17 protein-coding genes are annotated in these 23,849 nt (G+C 44.1%); 13 read left to right on the top strand and 4 right to left on the bottom strand.

Going from position 1 to position 23,849, the window contains the following annotated elements; translation table 11 throughout:
- Nucleotides 1-844 precede the first annotated feature (844 nt).
- The 3 genes from H6F44_RS01540 to H6F44_RS01530 are packed head-to-tail and all read right to left on the bottom strand — an operon-like array spanning nt 845 to nt 4,631.
- Entirely contained in the window at nt 845-1,624 is a 780-nt protein-coding gene (locus tag H6F44_RS01540; RefSeq protein WP_190349158.1) for an ABC transporter permease, read from the bottom strand.
- 55 nt (nt 1,625-1,679) lie between these two features.
- Entirely contained in the window at nt 1,680-3,329 is a 1,650-nt protein-coding gene (cobA, locus tag H6F44_RS01535; protein WP_190349157.1) for a uroporphyrinogen-III C-methyltransferase, read from the bottom strand.
- Between the two features lie 21 nt (nt 3,330-3,350).
- Nucleotides 3,351-4,631, bottom strand: a complete 1,281-nt coding sequence (locus H6F44_RS01530) for an acetate/propionate family kinase (protein WP_190349156.1) — start codon at nt 4,629-4,631, stop codon at nt 3,351-3,353.
- A gap of 241 nt (nt 4,632-4,872) precedes the next feature.
- Here H6F44_RS01530 and alaS point away from each other — a divergent pair, with 241 nt between their 5' ends.
- The 6 genes from alaS to H6F44_RS01500 all read left to right on the top strand — a co-directional run bounded on the left by alaS (nt 4,873) and on the right by H6F44_RS01500 (nt 13,412).
- Complete coding sequence (gene alaS, locus H6F44_RS01525) at nt 4,873-7,515, top strand: alanine--tRNA ligase (protein WP_190349155.1); 2,643 nt, start codon at nt 4,873-4,875, stop codon at nt 7,513-7,515.
- Between the two features lie 32 nt (nt 7,516-7,547).
- Entirely contained in the window at nt 7,548-8,615 is a 1,068-nt protein-coding gene (locus tag H6F44_RS01520) for an AAA family ATPase (RefSeq protein WP_190349154.1), read from the top strand.
- 6 nt (nt 8,616-8,621) lie between these two features.
- Nucleotides 8,622-9,563: a hypothetical protein gene (locus H6F44_RS01515; RefSeq protein ID WP_190349153.1), complete on the top strand. Its 942-nt coding sequence runs from the start codon at nt 8,622-8,624 to the stop codon at nt 9,561-9,563.
- Between the two features lie 170 nt (nt 9,564-9,733).
- Nucleotides 9,734-10,363, top strand: a complete 630-nt coding sequence (locus H6F44_RS01510; RefSeq protein WP_190349152.1) for a DUF1361 domain-containing protein — start codon at nt 9,734-9,736, stop codon at nt 10,361-10,363.
- A gap of 45 nt (nt 10,364-10,408) precedes the next feature.
- On the top strand, nt 10,409-12,733 hold the full coding sequence (locus tag H6F44_RS01505; RefSeq protein ID WP_190349151.1) for a CHASE2 domain-containing protein: 2,325 nt from the start codon (nt 10,409-10,411) through the stop codon (nt 12,731-12,733).
- The gene (locus tag H6F44_RS01500; RefSeq protein ID WP_206754438.1) at nt 12,696-13,412 is read left to right on the top strand and encodes a DUF928 domain-containing protein; all 717 of its coding nucleotides are present in this window, start codon (nt 12,696-12,698) and stop codon (nt 13,410-13,412) included. Before H6F44_RS01505 ends, H6F44_RS01500 begins: the two co-directional genes overlap by 38 nt.
- On the opposite strand, the gene H6F44_RS01495 is transcribed toward H6F44_RS01500, so the two are convergent.
- Nucleotides 13,409-14,575: a homocysteine biosynthesis protein gene (locus tag H6F44_RS01495; RefSeq protein WP_190349149.1), complete on the bottom strand. Its 1,167-nt coding sequence runs from the start codon at nt 14,573-14,575 to the stop codon at nt 13,409-13,411. The genes H6F44_RS01500 and H6F44_RS01495 overlap by 4 nt on opposite strands.
- A gap of 309 nt (nt 14,576-14,884) precedes the next feature.
- On the opposite strand from H6F44_RS01495, the gene H6F44_RS01490 reads away from it, so the two are divergent.
- From H6F44_RS01490 to H6F44_RS01460, 7 genes are all read left to right on the top strand, one after another.
- A complete protein-coding gene (locus H6F44_RS01490; RefSeq protein WP_242016400.1) occupies nt 14,885-15,034 on the top strand; it encodes a transposase in 150 nt (49 codons plus the stop codon).
- Nucleotides 15,035-15,411: 377 nt separating this feature from the next.
- The gene (locus H6F44_RS01485; RefSeq protein WP_190349148.1) at nt 15,412-16,701 is read left to right on the top strand and encodes a response regulator; all 1,290 of its coding nucleotides are present in this window, start codon (nt 15,412-15,414) and stop codon (nt 16,699-16,701) included.
- Nucleotides 16,702-16,757: 56 nt separating this feature from the next.
- Nucleotides 16,758-17,117 (top strand): response regulator, encoded by a 360-nt coding sequence (locus tag H6F44_RS01480; protein WP_190349147.1) that lies wholly within the window; start codon nt 16,758-16,760, stop codon nt 17,115-17,117.
- A 59-nt stretch (nt 17,118-17,176) separates the two neighbouring features.
- On the top strand, nt 17,177-17,539 hold the full coding sequence (locus tag H6F44_RS01475) for a response regulator transcription factor (RefSeq protein WP_190349146.1): 363 nt from the start codon (nt 17,177-17,179) through the stop codon (nt 17,537-17,539).
- Between the two features lies 1 nt (nt 17,540).
- Complete coding sequence (locus tag H6F44_RS01470; RefSeq protein ID WP_190349145.1) at nt 17,541-18,053, top strand: chemotaxis protein CheW; 513 nt, start codon at nt 17,541-17,543, stop codon at nt 18,051-18,053.
- Nucleotides 18,054-18,116: 63 nt separating this feature from the next.
- Nucleotides 18,117-20,957 carry a methyl-accepting chemotaxis protein gene (locus tag H6F44_RS01465; protein WP_190349144.1) on the top strand — a complete coding sequence of 947 codons (2,841 nt, stop codon included), beginning with the start codon at nt 18,117-18,119 and terminating at the stop codon, nt 20,955-20,957.
- Nucleotides 20,958-20,961: 4 nt separating this feature from the next.
- Nucleotides 20,962-23,808 (top strand): hybrid sensor histidine kinase/response regulator, encoded by a 2,847-nt coding sequence (locus H6F44_RS01460; protein WP_190349143.1) that lies wholly within the window; start codon nt 20,962-20,964, stop codon nt 23,806-23,808.
- Nucleotides 23,809-23,849 lie beyond the last annotated feature (41 nt).

Here is a 23,849-nt window from a genome sequence, read left to right as displayed (position 1 = left end):
TAATTATCTCAAAGAAGGTGAGAGAGTGAAAATAAATTTTATTACTGGAATTTATTTGATGGGATATAGTTTACAGGCTTTGTCAGCCAAGATAATGACCGACTGACTGCAAGATAATGACAGTTGACTGTCACAAGTATTTAAGAAACCACTTAAGAAACCACTTAAGAAACCGCTTAAGAAGCTGTTTGAAAAGTTTTGATCTCCCTAACCCCCCCCCTTAAAAAGGCTGCTCTCTATAGCAAGATAACTACCCCAACGCTGACGAAAGGGAGAGGGAGACTAAATAAGTCGCCCTTTTCTAGGGATACTTTTTTTTAGGGATATTGAGGAGAACTAAAATTTTTCAAACAACATCTAAGAATTTGGGGAAATCTAGACAATTCTTAAATGGTTTCTGGAGATAGGCAGCTTCCAGTTTCGACTCAAAAAATAATCGAAAAGGACGTACAGAGAAGAGTTAAGCTTTTAAGCTCACACCTAATTTAGTACGTCAAGACAATATATAACTCAGTTGCATTTGATATTTTCTTTACTCATATTTAATCAGTAATTTCTATTCCCTAAGACTGATAATAGCATAGATGCAGCAAATAACTTGTGTGTACACCGTAGCCTTTCGTAACTTTAACTAATGTGAGTGGGAAGTCCCACACTCTATCCGTTTACAAGGATGAGTGGCGCTGTGGGAAAACGAACCAGAGAATAAATTGAGCAACAGTGAATCGATGATAAAATGGAACTAAGCGGGGTTATAAGGAGTAAGTCGTGATGAGCTAACTTTCCGTTGTACAAAAACTATCATCACCCATTAGTCATGTGTGTCGGGTATGTCACCTTGCGATTAACTGTTGATTAGCTGTTGAGCAGAGGTGAAAGATTGGCGCATAACCAAGGTTGTGAGTAACAACGCCGTAATTAAGTTAGCGGTGGTGATGGCAAAGAGAATTACCAATTGATAGCGCACTGCTAGTAATGGCGATACACCACCAAGGATCTGCCCTGTCATCATCCCTGGTAAGGATACGACCCCTGCCACCATCATCACATTGATCGTGGGGATCATGGCAGCGCGGATAGCTTCGCTTTGATAACCCGCGATCGCCTGTTGTGGGGTTGCGCCCAAACTAAGATGGGTTTCAATTTCCCGCGATCGCCTGACGAGATCTTGGGTAAACCTTTCCGCCGCGATCGCCGCACCATTCATAGAATTACCTAATATCATTCCCGCAAGGGGAATTAAATATTGGGGAGCGTACCAGCGATCGGGCTGGACAACTAAAAAGGTGGTGTAACTGGCAATGATCAATGTGCCGAAAATGACCGATATCCAGACAATGGGCAGTAACATCGGTACTTTGGCATTAATTCTATTTTTGGCTTCACGAGCTGCCATCAGGCTCATCAAGAAAATGATAAACAGCACCACAAGGGGCTGCTTGAGAGCAAAGACCGCATCTAACAAGAAGCCCACCACGATTAATTGCACCGTGCCGCGTAGGGTGGCGATCAAGAGATTATTGGCGATCGCCAGTTTTTGCCAGACCGATAAACCGATGGCGATCGCAATCATGCCCAAGGCGATCGCCATTTTGGGAATATCTAATTCAATGATTGTTTGCATAGTGATTTCCCAGTAAATGACTGCGCGGCACTGCGCGGCGTTTTCGTACAGTCATTTAGATTACAGCAAATAGCTTGGCGATCGCTGTTGCTAAGCCATCAAGGGTATATTCCCCTGCCTCAACGTCAACCCTTCCCAATAGCTCGTGACAAGTAGCTGAGGTTTGCGGACCAATGGAAGCGATTTTGACATCCTTTAGCCACTCTTGCCAAACTTCAGAACTAGTAACACCATTGAGCAATTGACAAAAATGCTTAACGGTTTTGGAACTAGCAAAGGCGATCGCTTCTATTTGTTGTGTTTGGATTGCCGCTAGAGCATCGGCATCAATATGGGCAGGACAACCAGACTCATAGGCAGGTACAGCATCCACCACCGCGCCATTTTCTTGCAACTGTTCCACAAGGACTTCTCGCCCCCCTGACTGCACACGGGGAAATAGGATTTTTTTACCATTGAGAATGTAGCAGGAGGCATCTTGATTTATAGAATCTTGATTTAAGGAATCTTGATGGCGTTGTTCCTTAAAATGGTTATCTAATAGGGCATCACCGAGGGAGTCTGCGACAAAATCCGTTGGTACGAGATCGGGAATAATGCCATAGCGATCTAATACTTCCGCAGTTTTGCGCCCCACTGCCGCGATTTTTAGCGCAAATAGCGATCGGCTATCCTTACCCGCATGGTGTAGGCGATCGAAAAAGTGTTCTACAGCATTGGCAGAGGTCAAAATTAGCCAGTGATAGCTGTGCAAATTGGCGATCGCTCGATCTAGCAATTCCCAACTGCTAGGCGGCAAGATGGCGAGGGTGGGCATTTCAATTACATCTGCCCCTTGACCAATCAATAGATCCCTAAACTGACTGGCTTGACTGGCAGCCCTAGTTACTAATATTCTCTTGCCTTGCAATGGCAAAGTTTCCTGTGGCATTGATTTCAAAAAGTTCAAAGAGTTAAAGTTCAAAGAGTTAAAATTCAAAAAGTTTAAATTTGTTGGCGTTAACTGCTCTCGAAATTTTACAACCTCACCGATGATGATCACCGCAGGTGATAAAGATTCTGTGGGCAGTTGGCTTTGGATATTGGCGATCGTACCTGTCCATACCTGTTGATCCCTGCGTCCGCACCAGCGCACGATCGCTACGGGCATATTATCGCCTTTACTGATTTGTAGCTTTGCCAAAATTGCGACTAAATTCTGGGTTCCCATTAAAATTATGAGGGTGGGAATTTCGGCGATCGCTTCCCAAGGCAAACGCTCTAAATCATGCCCCGTCATTACCGCAAAGCATGAGCTAGTCGCCATTTCCGTTAAAGGGATACCCGCTAACATCGGGGCAGCGATCGCGCTGGATATGCCCGATACAAGTTCCCATGCACAGTCCGCCGCTTGCAGGGCAAGAATCTCAGGCAGCGATCGCCCAAAAATCCAAGGATCGCCACTTTTTAGGCGCACGACCTGTTTGCCCTCCAAGCAATACTGCACCAACATTTGATTGATCGTGGCTTGCTTGACGCTTTCCTGTCCGCCCCTTTTGCCAGCGATGATGCAATGGGCTTGGGGTGCAGCAATATTCAAAATTTCGGGATCAACTAGAGCATCACTGATAATTATTTCAGCGTTTTTAATTACTTGCTCTGCCCTAACGGTCAGGTATGCCACCCCACCGATCCCCGCACCAACGATAAAAACTTTGCCTTGCATAATTAATTTAGCTTTTAGCTTTTAGCTGTTAGCTTTTTCCTTTTTCCTTTTTCCTTTTTCCTCAGCCGACCAACATTCACGGGCAATTTCCCAATCCTCTTGGGTATGAATTACTAAAACTCTGACTTGAGAATCGGCAGTGGCGATATCGCAATCTATAGGGCGCTGTTCGTTAAGTTGCTGATCGAGATGTAAGCCCAGAAATTCAAAATTCTCGCAGGTCAAAGCCCTGATTATTGCGGCATTTTCACCGATCCCCGCCGTAAACACGATCGCATCTAAACCGCCCAAACTGGCTACCATCGCGCCAATATGCGATCGCAGGCGATGCACAAATACATCGATCGCTAATTTTGTCTGTGGATTGCCCTCGGCGATCGCCGCAATTAAGGGGCGCAGATCGGCGGACATTCCCGAAATTCCTAATAAACCTGATTCCCGATTGAGCAAGCGATCGAGCTTATCCACATCCATATCGGGCTGACGCAATAGGTGCAGCAATATCCCCGCATCAATGGAACCTGAGCGCGTTCCCATTACCAAGCCCTCAAGGGGAGTAAAGCCCATCGTGGTATCAATACATTGACCATCACGAATTGCCGCCAACGAGCAGCCATTGCCTAAATGACAGGTGATCAGACGTAAATCCTTAACATCGCGTTGGAGAATTTGGGCGGCGCGATCGCGGCAATATTGGTGACTAGTGCCATGAAAACCATAGCGGCGAATCCCTTGCTCTGTGTATTTATAGGGGATCGCATAGGTATAGACAGCAGGGGACAGGTGCGCGTGAAAAGCCGTATCAAACACCGCAACCTGCGGGATATTGGGAAATATATGCTCGCAAATCGCGATCCCTGCCAAATTTACGGGATTATGTACAGGTGCAAAGGCGGCTAAATCGGCGATCGCTTGCTTGACATCGGCATTAATGATCGCACTTTCGCGATATTTTGCGCCGCCATGCACAACCCGATGACCGATGATATTGATCGCCGTAGGATCGGCAATTACCGCCGTTTCACCTGTCCAAAGGGTTGCCAAGGTTTTGGTGATCACTTCAGCGCGATCGCTAGACTCAATTTCCATTGTCCAGCGATCGCCCCTATGGGTTTTGACAGTAATTTCTGCGAAACCTTGATGATGCGTCCAATCCACCATCGCTTCCCAAATTGGTGCAGGGGCAGTATCGGGCAATTTTCCTGCGGGGCTATCTTGTGAATTATCTTGTAGATCACCACCCAGATCATAGAGGCAACTTTTCTGACTGCTCGACCCTGCATTAAGAACCAATATTTTCATTTTCAACCAGTCCCCACAGGCATATTGTACTGACCTTGCTATAATAACTTAGCATTAAAAACCAAGGAAAAAGGAAAAAGGAAAAAGCTAACAGCTAATAGCCAATTACCAATCCCCAATCCCCAAAAAAGGAAAAAGGAAGAAGCTAACAGCTAACAGCTAATAGCTAAAAGCCAATCCCCAATCCCCAATCCCCAATTACCAATCCCCAATTACCAATCCCCAATTACCTCACATTCCTATGGCTAGTTTTCCTTCCCTCACTGGTGCTGAAATCAGGGCAAAGTTTCTCAACTTCTTTGCAGAACGTGGTCATAAGGTAATGCCTAGCGCTTCCCTTGTGCCTGCCGACCCCACCGTACTACTCACCATTGCGGGAATGTTGCCATTTAAGCCCATATTTTTAGGACAACAGGAGCCAGAAGTTCCCCGCGCCACCACTTCCCAAAAATGTATCCGCACCAATGACATTGAGAATGTCGGGCGGACAGCGCGTCACCATACCTTTTTTGAGATGTTAGGGAACTTTAGTTTTGGTGACTATTTTAAAAAAGAGGCGATCGCTTGGGGTTGGGAATTAGTAACTAAGGTATTTCAACTGCCGCCCGATCGTCTTGTGGTCAGCGTCTATCACACCGATGAAGATGCTTTTGCGATTTGGCGCGATGCGATCGGTATTCCCGCCCATCGGATTCAACGCATGGGGGATGATAATTTTTGGGCTTCAGGTGCAACAGGTCCCTGTGGACCTTGTTCAGAAATCTATTATGATTTTCATCCAGAACTAGGGGATGAGCATATCGATCTAGAAGATGATTCGCGCTTTTTAGAGATTTATAATCTCGTATTCATGGAGCTGAATCGTGATGCCGATGGCAATCTCACGCCACTCAAAAAGCAGAATATTGATACGGGTCTAGGTTTAGAGCGCATGGCGCAAGTTTTGCAGGGCGTTCCCAATAATTATGAGACAGATTTAATCTTCCCCATTATCAAAAAGGCGGCGGATCTAGCAGGGCGAGACTATCACAGCAGTGATGAGAAGGTCAAAACCTCCCTCAAGGTCATTGGTGATCATGTGCGATCGGTGGTGCATATGATCGCTGATGGTATCAATGCCTCAAATGTGGGACGTGGCTACATCATGCGGCGGCTATTGCGTAGGGTTGTCCGTCACGGGCGCTTGATCGGTATTGATGGAACCTTTGCGGCGGCGGTGGCAGAAGTGGCGATCGCCCTTTCGGAATCGGTCTATCCCAACACTCGCGAAAGGGAGAAGTTTATTAAGGATGAAATTCAAATTGAAGAAATGCGCTTTTTGCAAACCCTAGAGCGGGGCGAGAAGTTGTTAGAGGAAATTCTGGCTAAGCCTGAAGTGCAATCTAGCAAAGTAATTTCTGGGATTGATGTTTTCACGCTCTATGATACTTACGGATTTCCATCGGAGTTGACCCAAGAGATTGCCGAAGAAGAAGGTTTTACGGTGGATGTCGATGGCTTTGAATCAGAGATGAAAAAGCAACAGGAGCGATCGCAAGCTGCTCACGAAGATATCGACTTGATGGCAAAGGATAATTGGGCAAACATTGCTAAGGAAATTGGTAAAACGGAATTTCTCGGCTATACACAACTCAGCAGTGAGGCAACTGTCAAGGCGATTTTGGTAAATGGTGAACTTGCTAATCAGGCGATCGCTGGCGACAAAGTGCAAATCGTGCTAGACCGTACCCCCTTCTATGCCGAATCGGGCGGACAGGTGGGCGATACAGGTTATCTCGCCATTGGTGATGCGATCGCCCAGATTAGCGATGTGCAGAAACAAGCGGATTTATTTATCCACATTGGACAAGTCGAACGGGGCGAAATCCAAATAGGCGATCGCGTCAATGCTCAAGTGGCATTATCCCCACGCCGCCGCGTTCAGTCCCACCACACCGCCACCCACCTATTGCAAGCCGCCCTCAAAAAAATCGTTGATTCTAACGTTTCCCAAGCTGGCTCTCTAGTCGATAGCGATCGCCTCCGATTTGACTTTAATCTCAATCGCGCTGTCACTTCTGAAGAAATCCAGCAAATCGAATTGCAAATCAATAATTGGATTGCCGAAGCCCATGATTCAATAATTGAAGTAATGCCCATTGCCGATGCCAAAGCTAAAGGCGCGATCGCTATGTTTGGCGAAAAGTATGGATCAGAAGTGCGGGTAATCGACATTCCCAATGTGTCAATGGAACTTTGCGGCGGTACGCACGTTCAGAATACTAGCGAAATTGGCTTGTTTAAAATCATTGCCGAGGTCGGTGTGGCGGCTGGTGTGCGCCGCATTGAGGCGATCGCAGGTCAAGCGGTTCTAGAATACCTCACCATCCGCGACAATATTGCCAAGGATCTAAGCGATCGCTTCAAAATCAAACCCGAAGAAATAGGTGATCGGATTACAGGACTGCAACAGGAACTAAAATCTGCTCAAAAGGAACTAGAAACCATCAAACAGGAATTAGCTCTATTCAAGGCTGATGCTTTATTGAGTGAGGCACAGGCGATCGGCGCGTTCAAAATCTTAGTTGCCCAACTGCCCAATATCGAAGCTGAAGCCCTCAAAGCCGCCGCCGAAAAGCTATCCGCTAAACTGGGCGATAGTGCGGTGGTGCTAGGCTCCGCCAGTGAAGATGGCAAAGTTACCCTCGTTGCTTCTTTCAGTAAGGCAGTCAATGCCAAAGGTTTACAAGCTGGCAAATTTATCGGGGCGATCGCCAAAATCTGCGGTGGCGGTGGCGGCGGTCGTCCTAACCTCGCCCAAGCAGGGGGCAAGGATGCCAGTAAGCTTCCTGAAGCTTTGCAAGCGGCAGAAAATGAACTCAAACAGGCACTTGGTAATTTTTAGAAATATCCTTAAGTTAAGATAGAAGTCTAACCATGAAATTACACTCGTTAGCAATCGAAAATTTTCGCGCCATTAAACATCTTGAATTAGATTTTACTGACGAATTGTCAAGACCCAGATTAATGACTTTAATCGTTGGTCCTAATGGCTCTGGTAAAACTTCTATCTTTGACGCTATTGATATTGTCGTTAAAACGGCTGAAAACAAGAAAAAGCCTGAATTAAGAGAGGGCTTACTTTTCAATGTCCAGCAAATTGTAAGAGGTAGAGGTCAAACAGCAAAGATTAATTTTGAGTATTCGTTTGAAAATGACGAAGGAGAAGCGATTGTTGACTTATATTCAAAAATGGAACTTCAATGGTTTTTGGATAGATTACAACTAGGCAATAATGTTCCCATACAAGATAGCCTGAAAGTTGCTTGGTCATTTCCATCAAGAAATTATACTGATAATTTTGATATTGCCCCTGAGAGACAAAATCTTATTAATGTGGTTGGAGCTAGAGGAACTGCCAGACAATCAATAAAAAGAAATTTATCTACTAATAGTATCTTTAATAAGATTGGTGGAGTGTGCTACTTCGACCAAAGACGTTCTTTGCGGTTGTCCAACAGCTATAAAAATGACAGAATTGACAATTTAGAGCATGGAGAAGTGCTTACATGGCTTTACCAATTCTATAAACGGCATCTAACATGGAACAGTGAAAAATTTGGAGAATCTTATTGGGGAAAAGTACAACGTCTTTTTAATAAGATTTGCTATCCTTCTGAGTTTATAGGTTTAGAGTCGGGACCTGATTCAGATACTCTTATTTTGAGAAAAAATGGATTTGAATACGATCTATATCAAATGAGTTCGGGTGAGCATCAAATTCTACGAATCTTAGTCGGTTTAGCATCAGCAACAGCTAAAAACTCAATAGTTTTAATTGATGAAATTGAGCTTAACTTACATCCTGCTTGGCAAAAAAGATTAATTAGAGCATTGAGAGATGACACGGATAATAATCAATATATTTTTACAACCCATTCACCTGATGTAATCGGTCTTTTCTATGAATCAGAAATTATTCGCCTTGGTAAACTATCGGAGTAATTAAAAATGGATATCCAAGATGAGGATTTATATATTTTAGTTGAAGGAGAGCCAACTAGCCCCGAAGTTAAAGCATTTCGTAAACTGTTACCATTAGACAATACAGTAACTTACCAATTTGTTGAAATTGGTGGTAGTGGCAATTTTAATGCAGTTGCAAAGTTAATATACAATAAGGTCAAGAACAGAGAGGAAAGCTCTATTCATAAAGTAATTCCTGTATTAGCGATCGCAGATCGTGACTTTCGTAAATACTCATCAGGTGATAATGTTCAAGATAGCTTGTTGATTGAAAAAAATAGAGCAAAAGTTATTTATTGGGAGCGACATGAATGGGAAAATTTTTTACTTGATGAGCTAGATGTAATAATATCCTATCTAAATCAACTGCCAATCGAGTCATTAAAAAATAGACCTGCAAAGAAAGTCCCAAACCAAATAACAGAGGAATTGATCAATAATTTTTTGTTAGAGTATTTTCAAAACCAAATTCAGGCAGAATTTATAGAATGTATTAGATTTAGATTTTCGGATTTAAGCAAGTCATATCCTAAGCTAAAAGCACCCAAAGATATCATAGGTATAGAAAGTTTAAGAGAATGGTACAGATTACAAATAGCTGAACAATCCCAACAATCTAAACATAAAATTGAAAGCTATGCTACTATTTTTGATCAGGTTTTAGAAGAGTATGATTGGGGAAGTTGGATTGAAGATCCATTATCTTTATCCCTAGAAGATGGTAAGAAATATTTACGTGGTAAAGAAGCGTTTACAAGTCTTTTCAATTATCTATGCCAAGAGTTTGAGATCATTAATTTAAACGAAGATAAACTTAAAGAACGCATTCTCAAAGATTTGGAAAACAAACAAGAATCAGTTTTAGTTGCTCAGATTAACAAATTATTGTTGCCGTATTTAGAAAAAGCAAAGGAGGTCTTGGAGTGATGAATAGAGATATTGATTTTAGAATTAGAAGTTATGCTAAGGAAAGCATCCCTAGGACAATTTATGACTTAACTTTACGATGAGGTGCGAAGTTTAAGTCTTTTTGCCTAATTCCTTAACACCTTTGGATACAAGAACAGGATCAATCATTCAAACAATCAATTAATACTATGACTGAATCAGTGGCACAGTTTATTCATAATTTGCGGTGGATGGGATGGAATTTATTCCTCGCGTTCATTCCTTTCGCGCTGAGCTTAATTTTATTTGCCAAGCGATCGCCGAAACCACACAGAAATCCTTTTTGGTGGCTTAGCCTAGGCATCTTGATTCTATTTCTCCCCAATGCCCCCTATATCCTTACCGACATTATCCATTTTGTCAGTGATGTTCGATTGCCAAATATCACTGATAACGGGATTATTTTTATCTTAATTCCCCAATATACGGTGTTTTTGCTATTAGGCTTTCAATGCTATGTCATTTCCTTAATGGGGTTAACTGATTATTTAGCTAGATATAAGTTCATCCAAAATTCTATTGCACTAGAATTAGTACTCCATTTTCTCTGCGCGATCGGTGTGTATTGGGGCAGATTTAACCGCCTAAATAGTTGGGATGTGTTTACACAGCCAAAGCTTGTAATTCTAAATGGATTAGCCAATTTTTCAAATCCTAATTTTTACGTTGGTATTGTTCTGTTTTTTGTAATTTTCACTTTTCTCTACTACATTTGTAAATTGATCAATCATGCGATCGCTTTCTATTGGCAAAATCGCCCTAGTCAAGCTTCGGTTTAAATATTTCAATTCATATATCAATTCTCCAGTTATCAATTTTCCAAGATGTATAGAGTAACCGATCTTTGTGCGGATCTTGTCTTAGAAAATCGCTATACCTTAATTCGACAATTGGGTAAGGGTGGTTTTGCGACAGTGTGGGAAGTTGCAGATTTGCAGGCTAATGGCGATCGCAAGGCAATCAAGGTATGTAATGGGCATAGGCTGGAACAAGTTAATCAGTTACGCCTAGAATTTTGCAATCTAGAGGAGGTTCAAAGCCATTGGCAAGGCGATCGGCGTATTGTGCGAGTGGAGAACTTTTATCCGCAGGTGCAACCACAGGCAGGCGATCGCATTCCTTTACATTTTTTTGTGATGGAACGAGTTGATGGCAAGACCTTACGGGAGTTAATTAGCGAATTGGCTAAGGATGAAACTCATAAGCAACCCATTGATCCGCTTGCTAAGCGACCTATCAAGATTGTTAAGTTAATAGAACAATCACTAAAACAATCACTAATAAGGCGGCTATTTTATCGCTATCCCCCTTTGCGATCGCACCTTTCCTATGTACAGATCGCGCATCTATTAGAACAACTAGCAGAGGTATTACATTATCTGCATTCTGAGCATAATTATATTCTGCGGGATCTGAACCCTAACAATATTATGGTGACGCAGAAGGGGGAGATCAAATTAATCGATTTTGGGGCTGTCCGCAAGCTGGATAGACAGGATCAAAAACAATATTCAAACTATGTAAGTGCCTTTGATCAGAAGTCAGTTACCCGCGTTGTCACCTATGGCTATGCTGCCCCAGAGCAGAAAGACGGTCAAGCCCATTTCCGTTCTGATTTTTATAGCCTTGGTCAGACTATGCTTTTTGCGCTGACTGGACGAGATGCTGATAAAGTTGCTGAACTGCGGCTCAATTGGCGATCGCAGGTTCCGATTGAGCTTGTGGAGTTTATTGATAAGGCGACTAATGCCGATCCGCTCAAGCGTCATGCTGATGCAGGGAAGTTATTAGACGAAGCCCAACAGATTGGGCGATCGCTGCGGCATCAGTTTGGCAAAGGTGCGCCGATGCAACAACTAGCCAAAATGTTAGGCATTGCGGCGATCGCCACATTTAGTACCATTGGTATGCGGGCAACGGGTATATGGCAAGCATGGGAATTTGCCGCCTATGATCAAATGCTGCGAATGCGTCCTAGCCTTGCCAATCCGCATAAGATAACGGTTGTGGCAATTCAGCCTGACGATGCGAAATGGATGGGAGAACGCGATGTGTCCAATCAAAATTTGGCAAGGGCGATCGCTAATTTGCTACCCCATCAGCCCAAGGCAATCGGCATTGCGATCGCTAGAGATCAATCGGGACAGAATAGACCTGGCGATATGCAAAAGCTATTGCAAGAGCATGAGCATATCTTTGGCTCCTGTGAACCGCAAAGCCTTGATAGCGCCGCCGTTCCCTTTCAGCCAAAACCATCTGCGCCATTAGGGTTTGATGGCACATTGGTTGATACTGACAATTACTATCGCCGCCACAGCTTATTTTTTCCTGAAGATTTGCGAAAGAGAACCATTGATGAACAATGCCCTGCTCAACTATCTTTCAATTTGCTAATTGCTAACCACTATTTGCAGAAAGTTCACCATGGTTTCGATGCTCAAATACTATCGCCGTCAAGTTCTCAGCCATCTAGAAATCTGGTATCTTATAGCCTAGGACAACAAAAAATTCCTAGTCTTAGAGAAGAAGGGGCATATCAAGGATTTAGTTATGAAGGCTTTGATTATACATTTCAAGTTTTAGTTGACTATCAACCAATTTCTCAAATTATTACTAAAGTATCATTGCGAGATGTGAGCGAACAGAAAATTGCGAAAGAATTAATCAGCGATCGAGTGATTTTGATTGGTAGAATTGATGAAAGTATTGATTTGCCAAGGGATACTCCCTATGGGGCTATGCACAGCGTGGAAATGCGGGCGCAGATTATTAGTTACTTGATTGATCTTGGGGAAGGCAAAAGGCGAATCTTACAGCCTGCGAGTTGGTGGTTAGATAGTACTTTGATGCTTGTAATTGCCTTGATCAGTAGTTTTATTGGTTGGCGATTTCCCTCACGACGCGATCGCCTATTACATTGGTTGTTTGGCGCTGCGATTCTTTGGCTTGCCTGTTATTTCATGCTTCTATGGCAATCTCTATGGTTAGCCTATGTCCCATTCACAATCCTGTCTCTCCTTGCAATTATGGGCGAATTTGCCTACACTACATCCAGATTAGCTATAACTCAAATATATGCTTCTTACCGTAAAGGAACTCAAAAAATTAGCAATGCGAACTACATTAGTGACGATCTCGATTGTGACTAATGCGATGATGGTAGGGGGAACGGGAACAAATGCGATCGCGCAATCAGTTCCGAGCAGTTCCGAGCCTCAGCCAAGAAGACCGAGAGGGCAGAAGCCTTGGATACCAAGAGATCCCGAATGCCCACAAATTGCCAAAGGGCAACCCGTACTCACAGCCCTTACCCCACTGCTCGATCGCTACGATCAAGATGACATCGGCGATACGATCACCTTGGCACAAAATCCCACCTTTTACTTTTATTCTCCCTATACCACAGGCAAATACCGCTTTCGGTTGTTAGCCTCATCAAAGGCAGAAGTCGCTATTTATTCGCAAATAATTAACACCAGCGATCGCACTGGCATATTTGCTGTCAGCTTACCCATATTACCGATCCAACAAGAACAACGCTATTTTTGGGAACTAGAATATGTCTGTTCGCCCAAGCCTAATGCCAGTCGTCAAACCCTCTATGGCTATCTTTACCGCCTAAAACTGCCCGCCGCCCAAAGCCTAGAACTTAGCCGAGCCAAAACCACCAGCGATCGCCTCGCCTTCTATCAAAAATACGGCATCTGGTCAGAATTACTCACCGAAATTGTCCAAACCATGCCCACATCCCAATCTATTTGGCAAAAGGTTCTTGATGCTCAGGGTTTAGAGGCAATTTCGCAACAACCCTTGCTACTATTTCCTTAAAAACCCTTCACATCTTGGGGCAGAAAGGCGCGATCGCTCGGTAACATTGCCACAGGTTCTGTAAGCGTAAACTCTTTCTTCAAGATCCAATCTTTGAGGGTTTGCGCGGCGGCTTCTGATAGGTGCATACTGGCGAGGGGCGCAGTGCGAACCGTATTACCAGCGATCGTAATTTTGCCCGACTTAAGCTGAGCATAGGACACTGAGCCAAAAATAGGACGAACACGGCGCGGAATGGCAAAGTCAATCACAGGCGCAACGATCGCATCATCCATCACCGATGCTCTCGCCACCACCTCTTCATTAATGACTGGCAAAGGTACAGCCACCCCCAACATCAGAGAAGCACCATAATTACGAAAATAACAACCGCGTACCCATTCGGGGGTCATTTGTTTCGCATCGCCAATTAATGCCAAAGTAGCAGCAGGACCGATTGGGGTGCGGTTTTCTAAACGCTTTTGCAATGGAAAATGTTGTGTACCTTCCCAAGCCACATAACCAACACCACCACCCATAAAAATCCGCGTGCCGATGCCAATCAATTGCAGATCAGGATCATTCCACAGGGGCGAAATTACCCCTGGGTTAGAATAAACAGCATTACCCAGCCTTGGTTGCAATGGACCTAAGTAAGTATGCAGCGTCTCTTCACCGCCATTGACCCCAACAATGAAGTTTTGATAAAGATTACGAGGATTGAATAAATAAAACTGATTGATTGATTCCTTGGTAATCGTGGTTTCAAAGTTGGCGCGGGGATAGCAATCATTGGGTTGCCCGATCGCTTTGAAAGATACATTTTTCCCTGCAATTAGATCGGCGATCGCGTGACCACCACCACGATATTGTGGCGTTTCTTCGCTTGGCTCTGCCTCTTGGGTTGCGCCCAAGTAGATATCAACCGCACCAAAACCTGCATAGGCTGGTACACCATCAATCCAACAATTGCGAATTTTGATTGGTGGATCGGTATGACCAAGGTTAATGATCGCCCCTGATGACTCCATCGGCTCAAATGTGCCAGTCACGATCACATCCACCTGCTTTGACGCAGCCGTGACCCCGATCTCGGCAACAAGGGCTTTCAATTCGATCGCGGTGAGGACTTTTGCCTTACCCGCTTTGATTTTGGCATTGATATCGGCGATCGCTTGGGTCATAGGAAGTGGCAATAATATTCGCAAATTAGCACTGCTCTAGAATACATTGGTTTGGACTAGCCTATGTCTATCCCTGTAATACGAACAAGTATTTAGATATCAATAGTGAGTACCATTAGCTATTATGTATATCTGTTGTTATGTATACTAGATAACACCAATTACCACAGAGCTTGTTTTAAGCTGTAGTCTACTTGGGCTTAGCTAATGCTGCTATATTTCTATGTAATGGTTTGCATTGTTGTGTAGGGTTTGTTTGAGTCTTTTAAGGCACTAGAATATTGATATAACCTAACGGTCAAGAAATCACTGAGTGAGCGCACTCATCAATGCAGTCATTGCGGTAGAGTTTTAGACCGTGATCACAATGCTGCTCTGAATATATTGGCTATTGGTTTAAATAGGGTAGGGCATACCCAAATTTCTACGCCTGGGTCGAGTTCGACCTCTGCTAGTTAGATGTAAGTCTTTCTGGTAGGTTATCTCGCTAAATCAGGAATCTCAGTCACTTCAGTGCGGAGAATGTCAATGTATTGAGGTTTGGAAAATTTTTTGTGCCGATGTAAAGTTCATAAGCTCTGGGTTTCTCATTGAGAATTTGTCTAAGAGTCTTAATCTAGAGAGGTTTTTAGTAAAACAGCCCAAATCAATACCACACAAAGCTGTGAAAAGGTCTTTAAACAGTCTCTAGGCTCTGGGTGGCGATTGGGGCAAACTCCTCTTTTAGTGTGGTGTCTGTAATTATTGACAGCATTGAGGTATTTCAAAACTACACATCGGTGGGGGAAATTCGAGACAAATCTGATTTATTGAATGTCAGACAATTGTGATTATTTATGGTATTTGCGACTCTAGATATGGTAGATGATCAAATAAAAACCGCCAAAAGTGTCCTTAAGGGTTTGGAGCTTAGAGAGGATGGCTGCGTTTATGTTATCCGTAACAGTATTCGCTGGGCTTTTTATGTTCATCATGGCAAATTAGCCTATGCCTCCCATTCCCTCGACAGCTTTGAACGTTTAGAGCGACATTTGCGTGGTCTCAGTCGTGAAGTGCCAGCACTAAATGACAAGCTGCGATCGCAATTGCGGCTTATTTTTGACGACCCCAATCCCGACAATGCCAAATACAAAGTTACTAGCGAAATTTTATGCACCGAATATTTGGCACTTTTGTGGCTAGTCAATGAAAATTATTTGCCCAAGCCTCTTGCAAGCAAATTAGTTGCCAGAATGGCACAGGAGGTAATTGAGTCATTTCTTTGCCTAGAGGATGGCCAATTTATAGAGAAGTATTACCCCCATTTACTACGAAATATATACTGCAAACTAACGACCAGCCAAATCCTAGATGTTGTCGAAAAACGGCTCCAAGCTTGGTATAGCCTCGGGCCGACCATCTGCTCCCCCCATCAATGTTTATATCTTGTCAGCCAAACCTCAGCAGCGCGACGGATGTCTATGGACACAGTTCAGAGACTAGGCAGGATTCTTAGGGGGTTTAATTTTTATCAGTTAGGAGCGCTGTTAGGTAAAGATCCTCTCATGCTCGCCAAGCAACTTAGCCCAATGATCAAAGATGGCTCAATTTTACTAAGAGATCCTCTGCCCCCCTTTGATCTATTACCCCCCACATATCGCCTCAGTCCTGATGAAGAGGAGTATAACATTAACCAGTTATCAGAAACCTTGGAAGAATTTGAAGAGACAGCAAACGATGGCATTTCTTCTATATCTCAGGTTTTAGCCCACGGTTCCCCCAAGACTTGGAAAGTGGTGTGCATTGATGATAGTGAGTCGATGCTCAGCATTATTAGGAGCTATTTAGGTAGTGAAGATTTTCAAGTAACTTTAATTCAAGATTCGATGAAAGCCTTGATGAAAATAACTTCAATTCGTCCTGATTTGATTTTGTTAGACATTGGAATGCCTAACGTTGACGGTTATCAATTATGTTCTCTAATTCGTAAATCTTCAAGTCTCAAAGATATTCCGATTGTAATGGTTACGGGGAATAAAGGCTTAATTGATCGAGCTAGGGCAAAACTAGCAGGAGCAACTGACTATCTCACTAAACCTTTTGTCCAATCAGATTTATTAAAAATGATGATGCGTCATTTGATATGATTTTATCAGCAATTTTGACAATTATTTTGGTAACAATTTAAAAAAGGCAGCACATAATGACAACAATAATTGTGGTTGAAGATACAGTTACCGAGAAGGACTTAATTGTTAGCTACTTGGTTGACAGTGAATACAATGTGATCAGGGCTAACAATGGTCAAGAGGAACTCAAAAAAATTGAGGGCAAGAGACCTGATGTGGTGATGAATGATCTGGTTATGTCAGACATGAATGGTCTGGAGTTGTGCCGCAATCTGAAGAAAAATGCTGAGACTAAGGATGTGCCAATTGTTGCTTGCACTTCTAAGAATCAAGCACTAGATAAGCTTTGGGGCATGAAACAAGGCATCGATTTTTATATCAGTAAACCTTTCAGTCGTGAGGATATTTTACACGCTGTACGTTCTGTGATCTAGTAGGGGAAGTTGTTTAGTGAGAAATGTTGTTTAGTGAGAAATATTTAGGAGGTACGACTTTGATCACTGTCTTGGTTGTGGAGGATAACCCTTCTGAACTCGCGCTAATTTGCGAGTATATTAGACAAGGAGAATACAATATCATTACTGCTAGTGATGGCACCGACGGTTTAGCAAAGTTTGAAAGGTTGAAACCTGATGTTATAATTACTGACTTAGTTATGCCAGGGATGAGTGGTTTAGAGCTTTGTCGGGCGATCAAAAGGCTTTCTAGCAAAGTACCTGTAATTGCTTGTACTTCTAAGGATCAAGAATTAGATCGTTTTTGGGGAATGAAGCAAGGTATAGATGTCTATATCACTAAGCCATTTACCAAAGATGAAATTCTTCAAGCTCTGCGATCGCTAAAGGTTGGGATATAGGATGAGCAAACTATTAATTGAGCTACAGGAAGACCAACCAAGGACAAGCTTGGGCTTGACTTATTTAACATTGCAACTCGGTCAGAATTTAGACATGGCAGTGCCGTTAGACTCTATTCAGGAGACAATCATTGTCTCTTCTGAGAGATTTACCCAGATGCCCAATACGCATCCTTGTCTTATCGGTTTAATTGAACATCGCAGTAATGTTTTTTGGGTACTAGATTTGCCCCAGTTGCTAGGATTTACAGCTATTGATCCCACCGCTCTCGAAACCCATGTTGCGATCTTACAAATAGGTGCGTCATTTATTGGTTTGGCTGTCTATCGCATTGGGCAAGTGATGAGGTTTGCTGAAAATAGGATCTTGTCCCCACAGGATTTATCAGAGACAAATATTCCCAACGAAGCTAGGAAGTTTTTGAGCGGTTGGCTGATTCGCCCTGACAAAGGTATGCCGCGCCTGTATTTACTAAACACAGATGCGATCGTTAGTCATGGTTTCAGTATATAAGTTTCATTCTCCTCTTGCCTTTTTTGTTTTTTTTATTTTTATTAAAAAATGGAGTTTACTAAGATGGCTCTTGACTCGCGCTCTCACCTTGACAGCCCTGAAGTAATGAATGGTAATGGTACAAAACCTATTAGCAACGACTTGGGGAATCTTGATAGCAATGATATCCATGCAAAGCCCATTACTGCATCCTTGCCTTTTGTGCCTACATCGCCAAAGTCTGGGCATAATCCCATAAGAGCTTGGTGGCAGGCGCTAGGCTTGCGGACAAAGACGGCAATTATTTCAGTAGCAGCAATTACAATTCCGTTGTTAGTTTTAGGGGGATTCACCTATGTGTATGTAGGTGAAAACGTTGCTCTCTCAACTCAAAAAGCAAAGGCTTTACGCGCTGAAGGGGCAGCTTATCGGGTGGCATACTTCATGCGTGAACGTTATGCCGACATTATTGTGCTTTCGCAATTGCCTTCTTTGACTAATCCGAAGGTGCAAGCATCTTTGAACTTGGCGGAGCAGAAAGAGATTTTAGAAAATTACATAAAAAGTTATGGGGTTTATGACAGTATCGCGGTATATCGTCCTGATGGGAATTTAATTGTAGATGCAAGCACAGAGCCACCACCAACGAATATTTCTAAGCGTCCCTATTTTCAGACGGTACTTAGCACCAATAAACCTTTCATCAGTCAACCTGAGCCTTCAGTTGTAACTAAAAAGGTCAGCATCTTTGTGGCTGCACCAGTCAAGGATATTACCACTGGCAAAACTACCGCAGTTATCCGTACTCGAATACAAGCTTCGGTTTTAGAAGATTTGATTAAAGACTTTAGTGCTGATGGTGAAGAGTATCACTTAGTTGAGTCGGATGGTAAGTTTTTCGTGGCTTTAGAAAAGGATCAGGTAGGGCGTGAACTTAAGGTGGATTTCCCAGGCTTAGGGTCTCTGGTTGACAAAGGAGAGAGTGTTTCTGCTAGATCGATTGACTTGGTTGATAGTACTGAGCAGTTTGTTGGCTATTCTCCATTGCCCAAAATCGAAGGATTGCCAGATTTAAAATGGAGTACTTTGATTGCAGCTGATACGGATATCGCACTAAAACCGCAGCAACAATTGCTGTTGATTTTCGTCTTAGCCACTGGTGGCATCACTATATTGGCAGGGCTGTTGGCGATCGCGATCGCTCAGAGGGCAACTAAGCCAGTTATTGATGCAACGGCGGCGGTGTTTGAGCTAGGTAAGGGGAATCTTGATACACGCCTAGAGGTTACAGGGCAGGATGAGTTGGCGCAATTGGGGGATAACATTAACGCAATGGCTGGACAGTTGCAGACCTTCTTGGCTTTGCAAGAAACCCAAGCAAGGCGATCGCAAAGTTTGGCGCAAGTATCGCGATCGCGAAATATTGCAGAACTGGACGAGCCTTTGAGCCGATTCTTGTCCGAAATTCGCCAAGAACTAAACTGCGATCGACTGGTGCTGTATCGCTTTGTTTCAGGTTCATCCATCAGTAGTCAAGGGATTATAGTTGCTGAGTCGGGGCTAGTAAATTTACCTAGTGCCAAAAACGCGGGCTTAAACGATCCCTGCATTCCGCAAGAAATTCTTGAAGCTTATAAGCAGGGTCGGTTAGTGGCAACTAGGGATGTATTCGATGCAGGATTCTCACCTGCTCACCTAGACTTGATGAAAAAGCTCCAGATCAAAGCCAATCTGGTTGTGCCAGTGTTACGGGCTGGTGAGTTAGATAGTCTGTTAATTGCCCATGCCTGCTTTGAAAATCGCCAATGGCAGGAACCAGAGATCAAGCTAATGCAAAGCTATGCCGAGGAAATTGGGCGAGCGCTTGGTGGTTTAGCCACTGTGGAGCAACAGATTTATGTGGCAGAGCAGGAGCGTCAACGCAGTGTAGCCTTGCAAAAGGAGTTAATTACATTATTGTCGGATGTTGAAGGTGCAGTATCAGGGGATTTGACCGTTCGCGCTCAAATCTCGGCGGGTGAAATTGGCATTGTTGCTGACTTCTTTAATGCGATCGTAGAAAGTTTGCGGGAGGTTGTCACGCAGGTAAAACAGGCGACTTTGCAAGTAAGCTCATCGGTAAATACTAACAATGAATCAATTCGCAGTCTGGCGGATGAAGCCACTTTGCAGGCGCAACAGCTTGACGAAGCATTGCAGTCGGTGCAAGCGATGACCGACTCGATCCAGCAGGTATCGGTGAATGCAAAACAGGCGGCGGATGCTTCTAACCAAGCGGCGGTGACGGCGGAAACAGGTAGTCAAGCGATCGAGCAATCAGCTTCTAGTATTTTGCAGTTACGGCAAACTGTGTCGGAAACTGCTAAGAAGGTAAAACGGCTTGGTGAGGCTTCGCAACAAATTTCTAAGGTTGTGGTTTTAATTGACCAGATTGCGCTCAAGACAAATATGTTGGCGGTAAATGCCAGTATTGAGGCGGCGCGTGCAGGTGAAGAGGGACGTGGCTTTGCGGTGGTTGCCCAGGAAGTTGGTGCATTGGCGGCACAGTCGGCGACGGCAACCAAGGAAATTGCCCGCATTGTGGAAAGTATTCAACAGGAAACCAGTGAGGTGGTGGAATCCATGGAAGCTAGTACTTTGCAGGTGGTGGAAGGTACAAACAAGGTGGAAGATGCTCGTAGGAGTTTAAATCAAATTGTGGAGGTGGCACGGAAGGTAAATGAACTATTTCAGGGCATTTCTCAGGCTACAGTTTCGCAGGTGCAAACTTCGCAATCGGTAAAACAGGTTATGGAAAGTCTCTCCAGTCAGTCGCAAAAGTCTTCGCTAACCTCCCGCGAAGTGGCGACAGCGCTCCAAGAGACCGCCAATGTTGCCAGTAAATTGCAGGCTTCGGTGGAGACATTTAAGGTGGAGGCCGCTTAAGTCCATGCCAATCAGCACATTAAGCGATCGCGAGTGGGAAGTTCGGTTATTATTTCTCGATGAAATGCGGGATTTTTTAGCGGACATTGAAACGGAAGTATTGGGTTTAAGCGATCGCGGTTTACAACGCGCATCAGCAAACAAGATCTTACGGGCGGCTCACTCGATGAAGGGTGGATCAGCGATGATGGGATTTGATGCCCTGAGCGAATTCTCTCACCAGTTGGAAGATTTTTTTAAAATTTTGCAAGCAGACAGTCAAGTAATCCTGACCTCAGAAATGGAGGCGTTATTTCTGGAATCTCTCGATGGCATCGGTAAGGTGGCTAGTATATACAAACAGCGCCAGTCCCCTGATCCAGCATGGATCGCGCAGGAAGTTAGCAAACCTTTTCGACAGTTGCGCGATATCCTCGGCGAGCTGTCAGCGCACCATGAAGCTAGCCTGCTATCAGAAGAGGCGGGGCAGGATATGCGGGTTCTCATGTTTTCCACTGAGGTGGATGCCTGTCTCAATCGCTTAACCGATGTCTTGGCTGATCCATATTCCCAAGTTTTGCGTGAGGAGTTTGAGATCACCAGTCAGGAGTTTGGCTGTTTGGGCGAGATGTTGGAGTTGCCAGCCTTTACCAATCTTTGTCAAGAGATTAGCCAAGCATTGGCATCCGATGATGCCGATCTCCATGCGGTTACGACTGCGGCTTTAGAAATATGGCGGCGATCGCAGGCTTTAGTGCTAGTCAGTCAGTTTCAGGCATTGCCTGAGCATTTTGACATAACTGCTCCCACCTTGGCTGATCATAGTTTGCCTCAAGGCAGTCTAGATTTAGCCGTAATGGAAGAAGATCTTACTGTTGGCAATCCAACTCCTGTTGCTAATGCTGTTGCCAATGCTAGTGCTAAAGATGAAGCAAATTCTCTCATCAATCCCACCGCTCGTGTGCCATTACGTCAATTAGAAATCCTGAGCGATCGGTTTGGGGAGATGAACGCCGAACGCAGTGGTCTACGCATCCATCTACAAAGGATGCGCGATTTAGTCCAGTTATTGAGTACGAGAATACAACATCTTGAGCAGTCTAACGCTCAACTGCGGGAGGTTTACGATCGGGTATTAACATCTTCTGAGTCCATTACTTCCAGTCCAATTATCAGCAATACGCCTATATTTAATCCAATTAATCAAATTAATCAAATTAATCAAACTCCAGAAACCTTTCTGCCCTATGCCAACCGCTTTGACCTTTTAGAGATGGATCGCTATAGCGAACTCCATGTGCTGTCACGGGAAATTATGGATAGTGTGGTGCAGTTGCAAGAGGTTTATAGTGATTTGGGAACAGCATTGACCGATACGGAGGCAACGGAACGGGAACTGGGGCGCACTTCTCGGCAAATGCAAACGGCGATCGAACAGACGCGGATGCGGATGCTCAGTGAAGTTTTAGATCGTTTTCCCCGTTTGTTGCGCGACTTGTCCTTGACCCATGGCAAGCAGGTGGAGCTATCGGTGCGTGGCAGCTCTACCCTCGTGGAGCGATCGGTTTTGGAGAAATTAGAAGATCCTTTATTGCATCTAATTCGTAATGCCTTCGATCATGGCTTGGAAACACCAACAGAAAGGCTTGCCGCAGGTAAATCTCCCAAGGGGCGTATTGAAATAGCCGCAGGCTATCGCGGCAACCAGACTGTAATTACTGTTAGTGATGATGGGCGCGGTATTAATCTGGATAAACTACGCGATCGCGCCTTGCAAATGGGCATTAGTGAAGCTGATCTCGCTAATTCTACACAAGCAGAGCTTTTAGAATTAATTTTTGAGGCGGGTTTTAGTACGGCAGAACAGGTTACGGCACTGTCGGGGCGGGGTGTGGGTATGGATGTGGTGCGCTCTAACCTCGATATGATCGGTGGCAGCATTCGCATTGAGACGGAAATGGGTAAAGGTTCTAGTTTTATTCTGACCGTGCCTGTATCCCTGTCCATCGCCCGCATTCTGTTGTTTGAAAGTAATAGTTTGCAAATGGCGCTATTGACTAGTACCGTTGAGGAGATTCTATTAGTACGCAATACTTCGGTCTATACCGCCGCAGGTCAAGATGTAATCGATTGGGAAGGTTATTCCGTACCGATCGTCAAATTAGGCGATCGCTTACAATTTAGCCGTCCCCAAATGCAAACGGAAACCGAAAACCTCCCGATCATCGATGAGCCATTAATCTTAATTGTTGCTCGTAATAATATTCCCTTTGGCTTGCAGGTAGATTGCTATTGGGGCGAACAGGAGGTGACAATTCGCGGCGTACAAAGTCCGATCGCTATGCCCGTTGGCTTTGGCAGTTGTGCGATTTTGGGCGGTGGTAAACTCGTACCCATTATCGATATTGACAACCTGCTAGATTGGGCGATCGCTGATATCAAACCAGAACGTCCCAATACTCTTTCTCTATTGCCAAACAAGAGCGATCGGCGATCGACGATCTTAGTAGTTGATGACTCAATCAATGTGCGGCGATTCTTGGCGATGACCCTAGAAAAAGCTGGATATCGGGTTGAGCAGGCTAAGGATGGTCACGAAGCGATCGAACGGCTCCGCAAACTTTCACAATCGCCAACCGCCGCATCGGTTAAGGCGGTCATTTGCGACATTGAGATGCCGCGTTTAGATGGTTTTGGTTTCCTAGTTCAGTCGCGTAGTGACGAGCATTGTCAAAAAATTCCCACAATCATGCTGACATCCCGTAGCGGCACAAAACATCGTGATCTTGCAATGCGGTTAGGTGCTTCTGCATATTTTGCTAAGCCATTCAAAGAAAACGAATTATTACAAACCCTTGCCCAGTTGGTGTAATACCGATTCACAAAAGTGTGGCTACACTTTTGTGAATTGAA

The organism is Pseudanabaena cinerea FACHB-1277 (assembly GCF_014696345.1).
Lineage (GTDB): Bacteria > Cyanobacteriota > Cyanobacteriia > Pseudanabaenales > Pseudanabaenaceae > Pseudanabaena > Pseudanabaena cinerea.
Note: the sequence above shows the minus strand (reverse complement) of the source record. Positions and strands in the feature narration are given on the sequence as shown.